The organism is Pseudomonas sp. LS.1a (assembly GCF_022533585.1).
Classification (GTDB): domain Bacteria; phylum Pseudomonadota; class Gammaproteobacteria; order Pseudomonadales; family Pseudomonadaceae; genus Aquipseudomonas.
Window position 1 is genome coordinate 5,401,671 of record NZ_CP092827.1, and the last position, 14,856, is coordinate 5,416,526.

General features: G+C 64.3%; 16 protein-coding genes. 6 read left to right on the forward strand and 10 right to left on the reverse strand.

Annotated features, from left to right (window positions below; genetic code table 11):
• The first annotated feature begins 8 nt into the window (after window positions 1-8).
• Window positions 9-335 carry a DUF3392 domain-containing protein gene (locus tag MKK04_RS24845; RefSeq protein WP_003257821.1) on the forward strand — a complete coding sequence of 109 codons (327 nt, stop codon included), beginning with the start codon at window positions 9-11 and terminating at the stop codon, window positions 333-335.
• A 428-nt stretch (window positions 336-763) separates the two neighbouring features.
• On the opposite strand, the gene trmB is transcribed toward MKK04_RS24845, so the two are convergent.
• The 4 genes from trmB to MKK04_RS24865 form a co-directional block, all read right to left on the reverse strand.
• Window positions 764-1,486: a tRNA (guanosine(46)-N7)-methyltransferase TrmB gene (gene trmB, locus MKK04_RS24850; protein WP_013974624.1), complete on the reverse strand. Its 723-nt coding sequence runs from the start codon at window positions 1,484-1,486 to the stop codon at window positions 764-766.
• Between the two features lie 9 nt (window positions 1,487-1,495).
• Window positions 1,496-2,290, reverse strand: coding sequence for a thiazole synthase (locus MKK04_RS24855; RefSeq protein WP_013974625.1), 795 nt, complete (start codon window positions 2,288-2,290; stop codon window positions 1,496-1,498).
• Window positions 2,291-2,343: 53 nt separating this feature from the next.
• On the reverse strand, window positions 2,344-2,544 hold the full coding sequence (gene thiS, locus MKK04_RS24860; RefSeq protein WP_003257817.1) for a sulfur carrier protein ThiS: 201 nt from the start codon (window positions 2,542-2,544) through the stop codon (window positions 2,344-2,346).
• Between the two features lie 103 nt (window positions 2,545-2,647).
• Entirely contained in the window at window positions 2,648-3,019 is a 372-nt protein-coding gene (locus MKK04_RS24865) for a DUF423 domain-containing protein (protein WP_144175501.1), read from the reverse strand.
• Window positions 3,020-3,083: 64 nt separating this feature from the next.
• On the opposite strand from MKK04_RS24865, the gene mtgA reads away from it, so the two are divergent.
• A complete protein-coding gene (gene mtgA / locus MKK04_RS24870) occupies window positions 3,084-3,794 on the forward strand; it encodes a monofunctional biosynthetic peptidoglycan transglycosylase (RefSeq protein WP_207828242.1) in 711 nt (236 codons plus the stop codon).
• 170 nt (window positions 3,795-3,964) lie between these two features.
• On the opposite strand, the gene rpoH is transcribed toward mtgA, so the two are convergent.
• The 4 genes from rpoH to ftsY form a co-directional block, all read right to left on the reverse strand.
• Window positions 3,965-4,819: an RNA polymerase sigma factor RpoH gene (rpoH, locus tag MKK04_RS24875; RefSeq protein WP_015272155.1), complete on the reverse strand. Its 855-nt coding sequence runs from the start codon at window positions 4,817-4,819 to the stop codon at window positions 3,965-3,967.
• Between the two features lie 111 nt (window positions 4,820-4,930).
• Window positions 4,931-5,953, reverse strand: a complete 1,023-nt coding sequence (gene ftsX, locus MKK04_RS24880) for a permease-like cell division protein FtsX (protein ID WP_207828240.1) — start codon at window positions 5,951-5,953, stop codon at window positions 4,931-4,933.
• Window positions 5,950-6,621, reverse strand: a complete 672-nt coding sequence (gene ftsE / locus MKK04_RS24885) for a cell division ATP-binding protein FtsE (protein WP_013974630.1) — start codon at window positions 6,619-6,621, stop codon at window positions 5,950-5,952. Before ftsE ends, ftsX begins: the two co-directional genes overlap by 4 nt.
• A 2-nt stretch (window positions 6,622-6,623) precedes the next feature.
• Window positions 6,624-8,150, reverse strand: a complete 1,527-nt coding sequence (gene ftsY / locus MKK04_RS24890; RefSeq protein WP_207828231.1) for a signal recognition particle-docking protein FtsY — start codon at window positions 8,148-8,150, stop codon at window positions 6,624-6,626.
• A gap of 231 nt (window positions 8,151-8,381) precedes the next feature.
• Between ftsY and MKK04_RS24895 the strand changes: the two genes are divergently transcribed.
• The 4 genes from MKK04_RS24895 (at window position 8,382) to MKK04_RS24910 (ending at window position 13,029) form a co-directional block, all read left to right on the forward strand.
• Window positions 8,382-9,737 (forward strand): M16 family metallopeptidase, encoded by a 1,356-nt coding sequence (locus tag MKK04_RS24895; RefSeq protein ID WP_233694068.1) that lies wholly within the window; start codon window positions 8,382-8,384, stop codon window positions 9,735-9,737.
• Window positions 9,730-11,220, forward strand: coding sequence for a M16 family metallopeptidase (locus MKK04_RS24900; RefSeq protein ID WP_233694067.1), 1,491 nt, complete (start codon window positions 9,730-9,732; stop codon window positions 11,218-11,220). The genes MKK04_RS24895 and MKK04_RS24900 overlap by 8 nt, the downstream gene beginning before the upstream one ends.
• Window positions 11,220-11,822, forward strand: a complete 603-nt coding sequence (gene rsmD, locus MKK04_RS24905) for a 16S rRNA (guanine(966)-N(2))-methyltransferase RsmD (RefSeq protein ID WP_233688146.1) — start codon at window positions 11,220-11,222, stop codon at window positions 11,820-11,822. The genes MKK04_RS24900 and rsmD overlap by 1 nt, the downstream gene beginning before the upstream one ends.
• Window positions 11,823-12,036: 214 nt before the next feature.
• Entirely contained in the window at window positions 12,037-13,029 is a 993-nt protein-coding gene (locus tag MKK04_RS24910) for a hydrolase (RefSeq protein ID WP_233694066.1), read from the forward strand.
• A gap of 140 nt (window positions 13,030-13,169) precedes the next feature.
• Here MKK04_RS24910 and MKK04_RS24915 read toward each other — a convergent pair whose 3' ends face one another.
• Both MKK04_RS24915 and MKK04_RS24920 read right to left on the reverse strand, forming a co-directional pair.
• A complete protein-coding gene (locus MKK04_RS24915; RefSeq protein WP_233694065.1) occupies window positions 13,170-14,024 on the reverse strand; it encodes a sulfurtransferase in 855 nt (284 codons plus the stop codon).
• Between the two features lie 47 nt (window positions 14,025-14,071).
• Window positions 14,072-14,737, reverse strand: coding sequence for a TetR/AcrR family transcriptional regulator (locus MKK04_RS24920; RefSeq protein WP_233688143.1), 666 nt, complete (start codon window positions 14,735-14,737; stop codon window positions 14,072-14,074).
• Window positions 14,738-14,856: the final 119 nt, after the last annotated feature.

Here is a 14,856-nt window from a genome sequence, read left to right on the forward strand (position 1 = left end):
GATGACCCATGGATCTGGTACTTGATCTGCTCGCGACGGTTTCTCGCTGGAGCCGCAGCAACCTGTCGGAGATTTCACTGGCCTTGGTAGGCTGCCTGCTGGTGCTGTTCGGCACCGATATCAAGGGCTGGGTGGAACAGCGCCTGGGCGGCCTGGCGGGCGCCCTGCGCGTACCGTTCATGGCCTTGCTGGTGATGATCGGCAGCGGTGCGGCACTGATCTACGCCACGCCGTGGGTGGTGAAGGGGCTGAGCCAGTTCAACAACTACGCGCTGGCGCCGGTTTTGCTGGTGGTATTGGTGCTGATCGGGGTAGTGGCGGATCGCCGGGGCTGAGCCACGGCCTGGCACTGAACCCTTGTAGGAGCGCGTAATCCGAGTACAGAGATGGGTTCTAAAAGCTGCCCCGGAAAACCAGGGCAGCCCTACCACTTGACTAGCCCTTACTGGGCATCATCGAAGTGATCGCGCATGAAATCCCGAACGGTCTTGAGCACAGTCAAGATCCGGACCAGCTTCCAAACGCGGCTCAGCGCATCAAGCAAACGCTTCATATGCCCTGGCCTCCGTATTGGCGGGCCAATCTTCCAGCATCTAACCGGCACTTCGATGACTTCGAAAACTGTGTGAGGGTTTTCTGTGAAACCTCAGATCGAAGGATACTCAGTCCTGTCGCTCACATAAAAAAACCGCCCTTCTCAAGGCGGTTTTTTTTCGCCTGCATTCCTGCAGGCACCAGTGCACCGAAAGGCCGTATCAGCCGATCAATCCACCTTCTCGAACTTCAAATCCCAAACCCCATGCCCCAGCCGCTCGCCGCGGCGCTCGAACTTGGTGATCGGGCGCTCTTCCGGGCGTGGCACGTAGGTACCGTCGGCCGCACGGTTGCGATAGCCCGGGGCAGCGCTCATCACTTCCAGCATGTACTCGGCATACGGCTCCCAGTCGGTAGCCATGTGGAACACACCACCGGGCTTGAGCTTGCGCCGTACCAGCTCGGCGAACTCCAGCTGGACGATGCGGCGCTTGTGGTGACGCGCCTTGTGCCATGGGTCAGGGAAGAACAGCATCAGGCGGTCGAGGCTGTTGTCCGCCACGCAGCGGTTCAGCACTTCGATGGCATCGCAGTCATATACCCGCAGGTTCTTCAGGCCTTGGGTCAGCACACCGTTGAGCAGCGCGCCAACACCCGGGCGGTGTACTTCCACACCGATGAAGTCCTGCTCAGGCGCGGCAGCAGCCATTTCCAGCAGGGAATGGCCCATGCCGAAGCCGATCTCCAGGGTGCGCGGCGCCGAACGGCCGAACACCTGGTCGTAGTCCACCGGGCTGTCGGCCAGCGGCAGGATGTACAGCGGGCCGCCCTGCTCCAGGCCACGTTGCTGGCCTTCGGTCATGCGCCCGGCGCGCATCACGAAACTCTTGATGCGGCGGTGCGGGCGGGCTTCGCCGTCGGGGGTGATCGGCGTATCGTGCGATTCAGTCATCAGGGGCTCTTACTTGATCAGACCATCCAGCGGCGAAGAGGCGCTGGCATAGAGTTTCTTCGGCATACGGCCGGCCAGGTAGGCCATGCGACCGGCGACGATGGCGTGCTTCATGGCCTCGGCCATCAGCACCGGCTGCTGGGCGTGGGCGATGGCCGAGTTCATCAGCACCGCTTCACAGCCCATTTCCATGGCGATGGTAGCGTCGGACGCGGTACCTACACCGGCATCGACCAGCACCGGCACCTTGGACTCTTCCAGGATGATCTGCAGGTTGTAGGGGTTGCAGATACCCAGGCCGGTACCGATCAGGCCAGCCAGCGGCATGACCGCGATGCAGCCGGCTTCGGCCAGCTGGCGGGCGATGATCGGATCGTCACTGGTGTAGACCATCACGTCGAAACCGTCCTTGACCAACACTTCGGCGGCCTTGAGGGTTTCGATCACATTGGGGAACAGGGTTTTCTGGTCGGCCAGCACTTCCAGCTTGACCAGGTTGTGGCCATCCAGCAGTTCACGGGCCAGGCGGCAGGTGCGCACGGCTTCGACTGCGTCGTAGCAACCAGCGGTGTTCGGCAGGATGGTGTAGCGGTCCGGTGGCAACACGTCGAGCAGGTTCGGCTCGCCCGGGTTCTGGCCGATGTTGGTGCGGCGCACGGCAACGGTGACGATCTCGGCACCCGAAGCCTCGATGGCCAGGCGGGTTTCTTCCATGTCACGGTACTTGCCGGTACCGACCAGCAGGCGCGACTGGAAAGTACGCCCGGCCAGGGTGAAGGGCTTGTCGCTACGAACGTTGCTCATGGTTGTTCCTCGGGAATAGGTTGCTGGGCTTGCAGGTGAATCGCCGGCCGGAATCAGCCGCCACCGATGGCGTGGACCACTTCGACCTGGTCACCGTCGTTCAACAGCGTACTGTCGTGCTGGCTACGCGGCACGATATCCAGATTCAGCTCCACCGCGACGCGGCGCCCGGTCAGTTCCAGGCGGGCCAGCAGGGCCGCGACGCTTTCGCCAGCGGGCAATTCGTAAGGTTCACCGTTCAGTTGAATGCGCATGCGCACGGCCACCATTGTTCTTTGGGGGCCCGCATTCTAGCGCTGAACCGCCCTGCAACCCAAGGGCGGTGCACGCCATTAGTCGCGATTGTGGACCACATGGTCAACCGAGCCGCCAGGCTGCAAGGCCCAGGCACAACCAGCCGGCGAGGAAGCACAGGCCACCAATCGGGGTGATGATGCCAAGCTTGCCCAAGCCACTCAGGGTCAGCAGGTACAGGCTACCGGAGAACAGCACTATCCCCAGGGCAAACAGGCCGCCAGCCCAGCCGACCAGGCGCCCCGGCAGGTGCACCGAGAGCACGGCGACGGCGAAGATCGCCAGGGCATGCACCAACTGGTAGGACACACCGGTCTGGAAGATTGCCAGGTAGTCGGCCGTCAGTCGGCTTTTCAGGCCGTGGGCGGCGAAAGCCCCCAGGGCGACACCGGTGAAGCCGAAAAAGGCGGCAAGCATCAGGAAGCTGCGAAGCATGGGACGACTCCTTGGATCGGGTCTGTATAATGGCCCCTTCAACCCGTACGGCCAAGCCATCGTCATGCTGCCAACCCTTCTCCGCCGCCTCTCCCGCGCCCTGCTCTGGTTCGCTGCCGGCAGCATCGTGCTGGTGCTGGTGTTCCGCTGGGTGCCACCACCCGGTACCGCGCTCATGGTCGAGCGCAAGGTGGAGTCCTGGGTGAATGGCGAGCCGATCGACCTGCAGCGCGACTGGGAGCCGTGGGAGAACATCTCCGACGATCTCAAGGTCGCGGTCATCGCTGGCGAGGACCAGAAGTTCGCCAACCACTGGGGCTTCGACATCCCGGCCATCCAGGCGGCACTGGCCTACAACGAGCGCGGCGGCAGCATTCGCGGGGCCAGCACCCTGACCCAGCAGGTGGCCAAGAACCTGTTTCTGTGGTCCGGGCGCAGCTGGTTCCGCAAAGGGCTGGAAGCCTGGTTCACCGCATTGATCGAGCTGTTCTGGTCGAAGGAGCGGATTCTCGAGGTCTACCTGAACAGTGCCGAATGGGGCAAAGGTGTGTTTGGCGCCCAGGCTGCAGCGCGCTATCACTTTGGCGTCGATGCCAGTCGACTCAGCCGACAGCAGGCGGCGCAGCTGGCAGCGGTGCTGCCGAGCCCGATCAAGTGGAGTGCCAGTCGGCCGAGTGCCTATGTGGCCAGCCGGGCCGGCTGGATCCGCCGGCAGATGAGCCAATTGGGTGGGCCCAGCTACCTGATGCAGCTCGACACTTCACGCAAGCTTTGAGGGCCTCTTCGCGGGCACGCCCGCCCTCATAGAACTGCACATGACTCATTGAATTAGCAGGGGCCCTGTGGGAGCGGGCGCGCCCGCGAAGAGGCCGGCAAAGCCAACACCAATAAAAAAGCCGCTCGCCCTATCCGGGCCAGCGGCTTTTCTTTGCAGGCAGGGCTCGATCAGACCGCGATCAGCGCCTTGACCTTGTTCATCGCATTTTTCTCCAGCTGGCGAATCCGCTCAGCCGAAACGCTGTACTTGTCCGCCAGCTCATGCAACGTGGCCTTCTCTTCCGCCAACCAGCGCTGGTAGAGAATGTCACGGCTACGTTCGTCCAGACCTTGCAGCGCTTCGTGCAGGTTGCTGGTGGAGTTGTCGCTCCAGTCGGCATCCTCCAGCTGCACCGCCGGGTCGTAACGGTGGTCTTCCAGGTAATGCGCAGGCGACTGGAAAGCGCTGTCGTCGTCAGCTTCCGCTGCCGGATCGAAGGCCATGTCCTGGCCGCTGAGGCGGCTTTCCATCTCGCGAACTTCACGCGGCTCCACGCCCAGGCTTTCCGCCACGCGGTGCACTTCGTCGTTGTTCAGCCAGGCCAGACGCTTCTTCTGGCTGCGCAGGTTGAAGAACAGCTTGCGCTGGGCCTTGGTGGTAGCCACCTTGACGATGCGCCAGTTGCGCAGGATGAACTCGTGGATCTCTGCCTTGATCCAGTGCACGGCGAACGACACCAGGCGCACGCCCATTTCCGGGTTGAAGCGCTTGACGGCTTTCATCAGGCCGACATTGCCTTCCTGGATCAGGTCAGCCTGGGCCAGCCCGTAGCCGGCATAGCTACGGGCGATATGTACGACGAAACGCAGGTGGGCCATCACCATTTGACGAGCGGCCTCGACATCCTGCTCATAATAGAGACGCTCGCCCAGATCACGCTCCTGCTCGACAGTCAGCAGCGGGATGCTGTTGACCGTGTGCACGTAGGCTTCCAGGTTTGCACCGGGCACCAGGGCATAGGCAGGTTGCAACGATGTGGTCATTCAAGAACCTCCGACTTACAAAACTCGCGCCTTGTGGGCGCTGCCAACATTGACCTGGAACGACGGTACAAGTTCCGTAGTGAAGAATTTGTCAATGCTGGCAGGTAAAAACTATCGCGGCGCCAGCTCGTTCAGGTGGCGGGCCACTGCGATCCATGCACCGATATACCCCAACAGCACCGCCCCGATCAAGAGGGACAGACCATCGGACGCCGGTACCCCGCCCAGGGCGAAGTCGCTGCCGTACAGCCCGGAAAGCCCTACCACCGCCTCGTTCAGCCAGTTCAGGCCAAACGCCAGGATGCCCCATGCGATCACGCCTGCACCCAGGCCATACAGCGCGCCCATGTACAGGAAAGGCCGGCGCACGTAGGCGTCTGTGCCGCCGACCAGCTTGATCACTTCGATCTCGGTGCGGCGGTTTTCAATGTGTAGACGAATTGTGTTACCGATTACTAACAGCAGCGCAGAAATCAGCATCACGGCCAGGCCGAAGACGAAGCGGTCACCCAGCTTGAGGATGGCCGCCAGGCGCTCGACCCACACCAGGTCGAGCTGCGCCGTTTCCACCCGTGGCAGCTCCGACAAGCGCTGACGCAAGGCTTCCAGGGCTGGTTTGTCGACCTCGGTCGGGGTCACCACCACCACGCCAGGCAGCGGGTTGTCGGGCAGTTCACGCAGGGCTTCGCCCAGGCCGGACTGCTGCTGGAACTCCTCCAGCGCCTGCTCGCGGCTGACATACTGCGCGTCGGCCACACCAGGCATGCCCTTGATCTCGTCGCGCAGCGCCTCGCCTTCGCGGCTGCCGGCATCGAGCTTGAGGTACAGCGAAATTTGCGCGGCGCGCTGCCACGAGCCGCCAAGCTGCTCGACGTTCTTCAGCAGCAACGACAGGCCCATGGGCATGCTCAGCGCCACCGCCATCACCAGGCAGGTGAAAAAGCTGCCGATCGGCTGCTTGCCCAGGCGACGCAGGCTGTCGGCCATGCTGGCACGGTGGCTTTCCAGCCAGGCATGCAGCAGCGTGCGGAAATCCGGGCCGTCATCGTCGTCGCGCTTTTTCTTCGCCGGTTGCGGGTCGGCCGGTTTCGGCGCAACCCGCTCGGAAACCTTCGGCGTACGTGTAGTGCTCATTGCCCGGCCTCCCCATCGCCGATCAAGCGGCCGCGCTGCAAGGTCAGCATGCGGTGGCGCATGCGCGCAATCAGTGCCAGGTCGTGGCTGGCGATCAATACCGTGGTACCCAGGCGGTTGATATCCTCGAACACGCCCATGATCTCTGCTGCCAGGCGTGGGTCGAGGTTACCGGTGGGCTCGTCGGCCAGCAGCAGGGCTGGCTGGTGAACGATGGCGCGGGCGATACCCACCCGCTGCTGCTGCCCGGTGGACAGGTCGGCCGGAAACAGCTCGCCCTTGTCGGCCAGCGACACACGCTCCAGCGCCGAGTCCACGCGCTTGGCGACCTCGGCCTTGGACAGGCCGAGAATCTGCAGCGGCAAGGCGATGTTGTTGAACACCGTGCGATCGAACAACAGCTGGTGGTTCTGGAACACCACGCCGATCTGCCGGCGCAGGAACGGGATCTGCGAATTGCTGATCTGGCCCAGGTCCTGCCCGGCCAGCATCAGCTTGCCGCTGGTCGGGCGTTCCATGGCCAGCAGCAGGCGCAGCAAGGTGCTCTTGCCCGCGCCCGAATGGCCGGTGACGAACAGGAATTCGCCCCGGCGCGCCCGGAAACTCAGCTCATGCAAACCCACATGACCATTGGGGTAGCGCTTGGCAACCTGTTCGAATCGGATCATGGTCAGTCTCGCTCGGCGAACAGAGCCTTGACGAACGGCTCGGCTTCGAAGGTACGCAGGTCGTCGATGCCTTCACCGACACCGATGAAGCGGATCGGCAGCTTGAACTGCTTGGCCAGGGCGAAGATCACACCGCCCTTGGCAGTGCCGTCCAGCTTGGTCAGGGCCAGACCGGTCAGTTCGACGCTCTGGTTGAAGTACTTGGCCTGGCTGATGGCGTTCTGGCCGGTGCCGGCATCGAGCACCAGCAGCACCTCGTGCGGCGCCTCGGCGTCGAGCTTGCCGATGACCCGGCGGACCTTCTTCAGCTCTTCCATCAGGTTGTCTTTGGTGTGCAGGCGGCCAGCGGTGTCGGCGATCAGCACGTCGACACCACGGGCCTTGGCGGCCTGTACGGCATCGAAGATCACCGAAGCGGAGTCGGCACCGGTGTGCTGGGCGATCACCGGGATCTGGTTACGCTCGCCCCACACCTGCAACTGCTCGACCGCAGCGGCACGGAAGGTGTCACCAGCTGCCAGCATCACTTTCTTGCCTTCAAGCTGCAGCTTCTTGGCCAGTTTGCCGATGGTGGTGGTCTTGCCGGCACCGTTCACACCGACCACCAGGATCACATAAGGCTTGTTCTGCGCCTGTACCACCAGTGGCTGCTCGACCGGGCGCAGCAGCGCAGCCAGCTCTTCCTGCAGCGACTTGTACAGGGCATCGGCGTCGGCCAGCTGCTTGCGTGCAACCTTCTGGGTCAGGTTCTGGACGATGGTCGAAGTGGCTTCCACACCAACGTCGGCGGTCAGCAGGCGGGTTTCGATTTCGTCGAGCAGGTCGTCATCGATGACTTTCTTGCCCAGGAACAGGCTGGCCATGCCCTCGCCGATGCTGGCGCTGGTCTTCGACAGGCCCTGCTTGAGGCGGGCGAAGAAGCCGGGCTTGGCCTGTTCGGCCTGCGCGGCGACCGGGGCCGCAGCCACAGGGGCAGCAGGCGCTGGTGCAGGGCGTTCCGGGATGGCGGGCGGCGCTTTCGGCTCCAGGTCCGGCACCAGGGCCACGGGCTCTTCGGCAACCGGCAGCACCAGGTTGCTGACCGGCGCGACCGGCTCGACGACCGGGGCCGCCTCGACAGGGGCCGGTTCGACCAGGGCTGCCTGCAAGGGCATCGACGCGACCGGTTGCGGTGCAGGTGCCACCAACGGCCGGGACGCGACCGGTTCGGGCTCAGGGGCCTGCAACGGCTGGGAAGCAACCGGTTCGGGAACGGGGGCCTCGACTACCGGGGACAGGGCTGGTGCGGGGACCTGCTGCGGTTCAGTCAGCTGTGGGGCCGCAGGGGCCTGAACGGGCTCGGGGGCCTGTGCCACTTCGGCGGTAGATCCCTCGACCGGAGCGGCTGCAGGCTGCTCGACGGCGGGGGCTTCATTCGCGGGCACGCCCGTTGCCACAGGTTGCTGCGGTTTCTTGCGGAACCAGCTGAACAGGCCTTTCTTTTCGCCAGCCTCGGCCGGCGCTTTTTTGTCGTCGTTGGAACCAAACATGGAAGACGGCTATCTCAGGGTAGCGATGGGCCAGCTATGGCGCATCAGGAATTCTCTCTACGCAGAACAGACTATCTTGAAGCCGGCTGGTTCATGCGCAACGTTTTGTCTTAGTGTCCTGCGGGCCAGAACGGCGACAGGCATGGTCGCCAGGCAACCGGATCAGTATCCTAGCACCTCCTGGCCCGCCGACGCTAAACCCAGCGGGCCGTCGAACAGGTTAAACACCGTATGAATGCTCTAGCCCGCCGCGCCGCTGGCCTGTTGCTTGGCACGCTCTGCCTGCCACTCACGGCCTTCGCCGCCGATGTGCAACCCACCCACGAATTCATCCTCGACAACGGCCTGAAAGTGGTCGTGCGCGAGGACCATCGCGCCCCGGTGGTTGTCTCGCAGATCTGGTACAAGGTTGGCTCCAGCTACGAAACCCCGGGCCAGACCGGCCTGTCCCACGCGCTGGAACACATGATGTTCAAAGGCAGCGCCAAGGTCGGCCCCGGCGAGGCCTCGCGCATCCTGCGTGACATTGGCGCCGAAGAAAACGCCTTCACCAGTGATGACTACACCGCCTATTACCAGGTACTGGCCCGCGACCGCCTGCCGGTGGCCCTGGAGCTGGAGGCCGACCGCCTGGCCAGCCTGCGCCTGCCCGCCGACGAGTTCAGCCGCGAAATCGAGGTGATCAAGGAAGAACGCCGCCTGCGCACCGACGACCAGCCCAACGCCAAGGCGTTCGAGCTGTTCCGCGCCATGGCCTACCCGGCCAGCGGCTACCACACCCCGACCATCGGCTGGATGGCCGACCTGGAGCGCATGAAGGTCGAGGAACTGCGCCACTGGTACGAAGCCTGGTACGCCCCCAATAACGCCACCCTGGTGGTGGTCGGCGATGTCACCGCCGATGAGGTCAAGGGCCTGGCGCAAAAGTACTTCGGCAGCATCCCCAAACGTGCCGTGCCGCCGGCCAAGTTGCCGCTCGAACTGGCCAAACCAGGCCAGCGCCAGCTGACCCTGCATGTGCGCACCCAGTTGCCGAGCCTGATCTACGGTTTCAACGTACCTGGCCTGCCCACTGCCAAGGACCCGCGTACAGTGCATGCCCTGCGCCTGATCTCGGCGCTGCTCGACGGCGGCTACAGTGCCCGCATGCCGGCACGCCTGGAGCGTGGCCAGGAGCTGGTGGCCGGCGCTTCGTCCAGCTACAACGCCTTCACCCGTGGCGACAGCCTGTTCCTGATCTCGGCCACCCCGAACGTGCAGAAGCAGAAAACCCTCACCGATGTCGAGAAAGGCGTCTGGCAGCTGCTGGATGAGCTCAAGACCACCCCACCCAGCGCCGAAGAGCTGGAGCGCGTACGCGCCCAGGTCATTGCCGGCCTGGTCTACGACCGCGACTCCATCAGCAGCCAGGCCACCACCATCGGGCAACTGGAAACCGTCGGCCTGTCCTGGAAGCTGATCGACAGCGAGCTGGACGAACTCAGGCGCGTTACCCCGCAGGACATCCAGAACGCCGCGCGCACCTACTTCACCCGCGAACGCCTGAGCGTTGCCCATGTACTGCCCGAGGAGTCCGCTCATGAGTGATCGCCGCGCACCACGCCCAACCCTGCTGGCCACGGGCATCCGCGCACTGGCGCTGGCAGCGGTGCTGGCCGCTCCGGTCATGGCCGACAACGCCGCCAAAGCCGACAGCAACGCGGCTCGCCCGGCCAACACCTTGCAGTCGCTGGCCGAGCTGGATGGCAAGGCGCCCAGCCGGCGCCAATTGAACATCCAGCACTGGAACACCGCCGAAGGCGCCCGGGTGCTGTTCGTCGAAGCCCGCGAACTGCCGATGTTCGACCTGCGCGTCACCTTCGCCGCCGGCAGCAGCCAGGATGGCGGCACCCCAGGCCTTGCCGCCCTGACCAACGCCATGCTCAACGAGGGCGTGGCCGGCAAGGACGTGACTGCCATCGCCGAAGGCTTCGAGGGCCTGGGCGCCGACTTTGGCAACGGTTCCTACCGCGATATGGCCGTGGCTTCGCTGCGCAGCCTCAGCGCCAGGGACAAGCGCGAACCGGCGCTCAAGCTGTTCACCGAGGTAGCCGGCAAGCCGACCTTCCCCGAAGACGCCCTCAAGCGCATCAAGAACCAGATGCTGGCCGGCTTCGAGTATGAAAAGCAGAACCCCGGCAAGGTCGCTGGCAAGGCCCTGTTCGCCAAGCTCTACGGCGACCACCCCTACGCCCACCCGAGCGACGGCACCGCCGAAACCATCAGCGGCATCACCCTGGCACAGCTTCGCGCCTTCCACGCCAAGGCCTACACCAGCGGCAACGCGGTCATCGCCCTGGTCGGCGATCTCAGCCGCGCCGAGGCAGAAGCCATCGCCGCCCAGGTATCAGCTGGCCTGCCCAAGGGCCCCGCGCTGGCCGCACCGGCCCAACCCGGCGAAACCAAGGCAGGCCTGACCCACATCGACTTCCCGTCCAAGCAGACTCACCTGATGCTGGCCGAACTCGGCATCGACCGCCAGGACCCGGACTGGCCGGCCCTGTCATTGGGCAACCAGATCCTCGGCGGCGGTGCGTTCGGCACCCGGCTGATGAGCGAGGTGCGTGAAAAGCGCGGCCTGACCTACGGCGTGTACTCGGTGTTCAGCCCGATGCAGGTGCGCGGCCCGTTCATGATCAACCTGCAGACCCGTGCCGAACTCAGCGAGGGCACGCTCAAGCTGGTGCAGGATATTCTCGCCGACTACCTCAAGGCCGGCCCCACCCAGCAGGAGCTGGACGATGCCAAGCGCGAACTGGCTGGCAGCTTCCCGCTGTCCAATGCCAGCAACGCCAGTATCGTCGGCCAACTGGGTGCCATTGGCTTCTACAACCTGCCGCTGACCTGGCTGGAGGACTTCATGCAGCAGTCCCAGGCCCTCACCGTCGAGCAGGTAAGAACGGCCATGAACAAACACCTGTCAGCCGATAAACTGGTGATCGTCACCGCTGGCCCGAAAGTGCCGCAAAAACCGCTGCCAGCACCCACTGACAAGCCCTCCGAGCAGCCGCTCGGGGTACCGGAGCACTAATGCCAAGATCCACCCCTCCCGCCCGCCCGCAACCGGGCCAAAGCAAGGGCCAGGGCCACCTGCGCATCATCGCCGGCGAATGGCGCAGCCGCCGTCTGGCGGTGCCGGAAGGCGAAGGCCTGCGGCCAACGCCCGACCGCGTGCGCGAAACCCTGTTCAACTGGCTGGCACCCTATATCGAGGGTGCCCGCGTGCTGGACGCCTTCACCGGCAGCGGCGCCCTGGTGCTCGAAGCCCTGTCCCGCGGGGCCGAGGACGCCGTGGCGCTGGACAGCAACCCGGCGGCCATCGCCAACCTGAAGAACAACCTCGAGATCCTGCGCTGCCCGCGTGGGCAAATCCTGCAGACCGACGCCCTGCGCTATCTGCAAGGCCCGGCCAAGCAGCAGTTCGATGTGGTGTTCCTCGACCCGCCGTTCCACCAGGACCTGCTGGCTGACACCTGCAACCTGCTGGAACAGAACCAGTGGCTTCGCGAACAGGCGTGGATCTACACCGAAAGCGAGGCAGCGCCATCGACCTTGCAGTTGCCGGGCAACTGGCGCCTGCACCGTGAGAAGAAGACCGGCCAGGTGCACTACGCACTTTGGCAACGGGGTTGATCCGGTAACCCAGGGTTGCCGTATTTGGTTACCACAAACCTGCCCCCATGGCTGAAGCTGCTCCTTCGTTTCCTGCAGGAGCACTTCAACCATGACCGCGCGCCCCTCCCCACTTGCGCCAGCAGGCTTGGTACACGCCACCACCGACCAATAGCGCAGGTACAGTGCCGCTGTTTCATGGCACTCTAGGCAGGCACATCACGAGTCGCCCAGCATGCCCAGCCCCAGCGCCACATTCCGCCCGGCCATCGGCCTGTCCAACCCCCACCTGCAAACCCTGTGGGGGCCACTGTGGCGCAAGCTGCCCGAACTGCAGCGCAACCGCGAGCGGCTGTGGCTGGCCGATGGCGACTTCATCGACCTGGACTGGCACGGCCCGCACCAGCCGCATGCGCCGCTGGTGCTGGTGCTGCACGGGTTGACCGGTTCGTCCAACTCGCCCTACGTCAAAGGCTTGCAGCAAGCGCTGCAAGGCCGCGGCTGGGCCAGCGTGGCAGTGAACTGGCGCGGTTGCTCGGGCGAGCCCAACCTGCTGCCACGCAGCTACCATTCCGGCGCCAGCGAAGACCTGGCGGAAATAGTCAACCACCTGCGCGCCCAGCGGCCGTTGGCGCCGTTGTATGCGGTGGGTTATTCGCTGGGCGGCAATGTGCTGCTGAAATACCTGGGCGAAAGCGGAGTCGCCAGCCAGTTGCAGGCGGCGGTGGCAGTGTCGGTGCCATTTCGCCTGGACCACTGCGCCGACCGCATCGGCCAGGGCTTTTCAAAGGTGTACCAGGCGCATTTCATGCGCGAGATGCTGGCGTATGTGCAGCTCAAGCAGCGGCACTTCCACGACAAGGGCCAGCATGAACGGCTGGCGACGCTGCAACGGCTGGGGCCGCTGGGCAACCTGCGCACCTTCTGGGACTTCGACGGCAAGGTTACCGCACCACTGAATGGCTTTCGCGATGCCCACGATTACTACCGCCGTTCATCGAGTCATTTCTTCCTCGGCCAGAACCGCACGCCGACGCTGATCATCCATTCCAGCGATGACCCTTTCGTCGCCGGCCACAGCCTGCCAACTGCCCGCGAACTGGCGCCGCAGACCCGCTTCGAACTGCACAGCCGCGGCGGCCATGTGGGCTTTGTCGATGGCAGCCTGCGTAACCCGGGGTACTACCTGGAGCGGCGGATTCCACAGTGGCTGTTGGAAGGCACATAAACGATTGTTTTGCAGGAACTCTGTGGAAGCGGGCGCGCCCGCGAACACCGGCGCAGCCGGTGCCAGCCACCGCGTTGCATGCTTCGCGGGCTCGCCCGCTCCCACAGGGCCTGGGCGATCTTCTACAGGATTTGACCGGCTTATTCGCCAGTGGCTACGCCATGCTGCGGATCGTTGATCCACTCACTCCACGACCCGGCATACAGCTTGCCCAGCGGATACCCGGCCAACGCCAGGGCAAACAGGTTATGACACGCCGTCACCCCTGACCCGCAATACGCCACCAACTGCTCCGGCGCCCGCCCGGCCAGTTTCTCGGCAAAGCGCTGTTTGAGCTGATCCGCCGGCAAAAAGCGCCCATCATCCCCCAGGTTGTCGGTAAACGCCGCACACTGCGCCCCGGGAATATGCCCCGCCACCGGGTCGATCGGTTCCACTTCGCCACGGAAGCGCGGCAAGGCACGCGCATCGATCAAGGTCAGGTCTGCGTCACCCAGGCGCTTGGCGAGGTGCTCGGCATCGATCAGCAGCTTGCCGTCCGGCTCACCGTTGAAGGTGCCTTCCCGCTTGAGCGGCGGGTCCAGGCTCAGCGGCAGGTGCGCCGCATGCCAGGCCTTCAGGCCACCGTCGAGGATCGCCACGCCGCTGCGCTTGCCCAGCCAGGCCAGCAGCCACCAGGCACGGGCGGCATAAGCGCCGGGGCCGTCATCGTACAGCACCACCTCGCTGTCGTCGTCCAGGCCCCACTCGCGCAGGCGCTCGACCAGCCGACGCGGATCCGGCAACGGGTGGCGCCCGGTGCGCCCCTTGCTCACCGGCCCGCTGAGGTCACGCTCCAGGTCGGCAAAATGCGCCCCGGCAATATGCCCCAAGGCATAGCTGCGTTGGCCATAGTCCACATCCTCGAGGGCAAAGCGGCAGTCGAGAATCACCAACTTGGGCGAGCCCAGACGCTCGGCCAACTGCTGCGGGGTGATCAATTGCGCAAGGGGCATGACAATCTCCTGATCGATGGCACTATCGATAGCACTGGGGCCCCGGGCTAGTGCTCCAGGGCCTGGTTGAACGGTACATGGAATTCCTGGCACAGGGCGTCCACGGCATTGCGGGCGTTATCGGTGACGAAGCCGAGCTCCAGCACCAGTACCTGGTAGACGCCACGCTTGAAGGCTTCTTCACCCAGGTGCGCGGAATGCTCCCGCGTGGTACTGAGAAAACGTACCCAGGACGTCAGCACGATCCAGGCGTTGATGGTCAGCGATTCGATCTGCGCCGGCGCCATGGCCAGGATGCCCGCCTCGACGAAGCCACGGTAGATCGCCTGGCCCTGGCGCAGGCAGCGCTCGGAAAAGCGCCGGTAACGAGCGGCCAGCTCCGGGTCGCTGTCCAGCAGGTGCTCCAGGTCGCGGTGCAGGAAGCGGTAGTTCCACATCGCCGCCAGCAACGCCTTTAGGTAGAAGCGCTTGTCCTCCACAGTCGGCGCACGGCCTTGTGGCGGGCGCAGGAAGCTGTCCACCAGTTCTTCGTACTGGCTGAACAACAGGGCAATGATCGCCTGCTTGTTGGGGAAGTGGTAATACAGGTTGCCGGGCGAAATTTCCATGTGCGCGGCAATGTGGTTGGTACTGACGCTGCGTTCGCCCTGCTGGTTGAACAGCTCCAGGCTGTTCTGCACGATGCGCTCTCGGGTCTTCATGCGCGGGGCCATGCTCAGCTCCCAGTCTGCGGGCCTTCATCAAAGGGTCATCTTACGGCGTATTGGCGGTGGAATGCACCGCTCGACAGCGCGGAAAAATTCGCACCATCGTACAAATTAGAGTATAGGCT

What these genes read in the sequence shown, in the direction of transcription:
- MKK04_RS24845 (WP_003257821.1), top strand. Translation starts at nt 9, where the DNA reads ATGGATCTGGTACTTGATCTGCTCGCGACGGTTTCTCGCTGGAGCCGC.
- trmB (WP_013974624.1), bottom strand. Translation starts at nt 1,486, where the DNA reads ATGACTGAATCGCACGATACGCCGATCACCCCCGACGGCGAAGCCCGC.
- MKK04_RS24855 (WP_013974625.1), bottom strand. Translation starts at nt 2,290, where the DNA reads ATGAGCAACGTTCGTAGCGACAAGCCCTTCACCCTGGCCGGGCGTACT.
- thiS (WP_003257817.1), bottom strand. Translation starts at nt 2,544, where the DNA reads ATGCGCATTCAACTGAACGGTGAACCTTACGAATTGCCCGCTGGCGAA.
- MKK04_RS24865 (WP_144175501.1), bottom strand. Translation starts at nt 3,019, where the DNA reads ATGCTTCGCAGCTTCCTGATGCTTGCCGCCTTTTTCGGCTTCACCGGT.
- mtgA (WP_207828242.1), top strand. Translation starts at nt 3,084, where the DNA reads ATGCTGCCAACCCTTCTCCGCCGCCTCTCCCGCGCCCTGCTCTGGTTC.
- rpoH (WP_015272155.1), bottom strand. Translation starts at nt 4,819, where the DNA reads ATGACCACATCGTTGCAACCTGCCTATGCCCTGGTGCCCGGTGCAAAC.
- ftsX (WP_207828240.1), bottom strand. Translation starts at nt 5,953, where the DNA reads ATGAGCACTACACGTACGCCGAAGGTTTCCGAGCGGGTTGCGCCGAAA.
- ftsE (WP_013974630.1), bottom strand. Translation starts at nt 6,621, where the DNA reads ATGATCCGATTCGAACAGGTTGCCAAGCGCTACCCCAATGGTCATGTG.
- ftsY (WP_207828231.1), bottom strand. Translation starts at nt 8,150, where the DNA reads ATGTTTGGTTCCAACGACGACAAAAAAGCGCCGGCCGAGGCTGGCGAA.
- MKK04_RS24895 (WP_233694068.1), top strand. Translation starts at nt 8,382, where the DNA reads ATGAATGCTCTAGCCCGCCGCGCCGCTGGCCTGTTGCTTGGCACGCTC.
- MKK04_RS24900 (WP_233694067.1), top strand. Translation starts at nt 9,730, where the DNA reads ATGAGTGATCGCCGCGCACCACGCCCAACCCTGCTGGCCACGGGCATC.
- rsmD (WP_233688146.1), top strand. Translation starts at nt 11,220, where the DNA reads ATGCCAAGATCCACCCCTCCCGCCCGCCCGCAACCGGGCCAAAGCAAG.
- MKK04_RS24910 (WP_233694066.1), top strand. Translation starts at nt 12,037, where the DNA reads ATGCCCAGCCCCAGCGCCACATTCCGCCCGGCCATCGGCCTGTCCAAC.
- MKK04_RS24915 (WP_233694065.1), bottom strand. Translation starts at nt 14,024, where the DNA reads ATGCCCCTTGCGCAATTGATCACCCCGCAGCAGTTGGCCGAGCGTCTG.
- MKK04_RS24920 (WP_233688143.1), bottom strand. Translation starts at nt 14,737, where the DNA reads ATGGCCCCGCGCATGAAGACCCGAGAGCGCATCGTGCAGAACAGCCTG.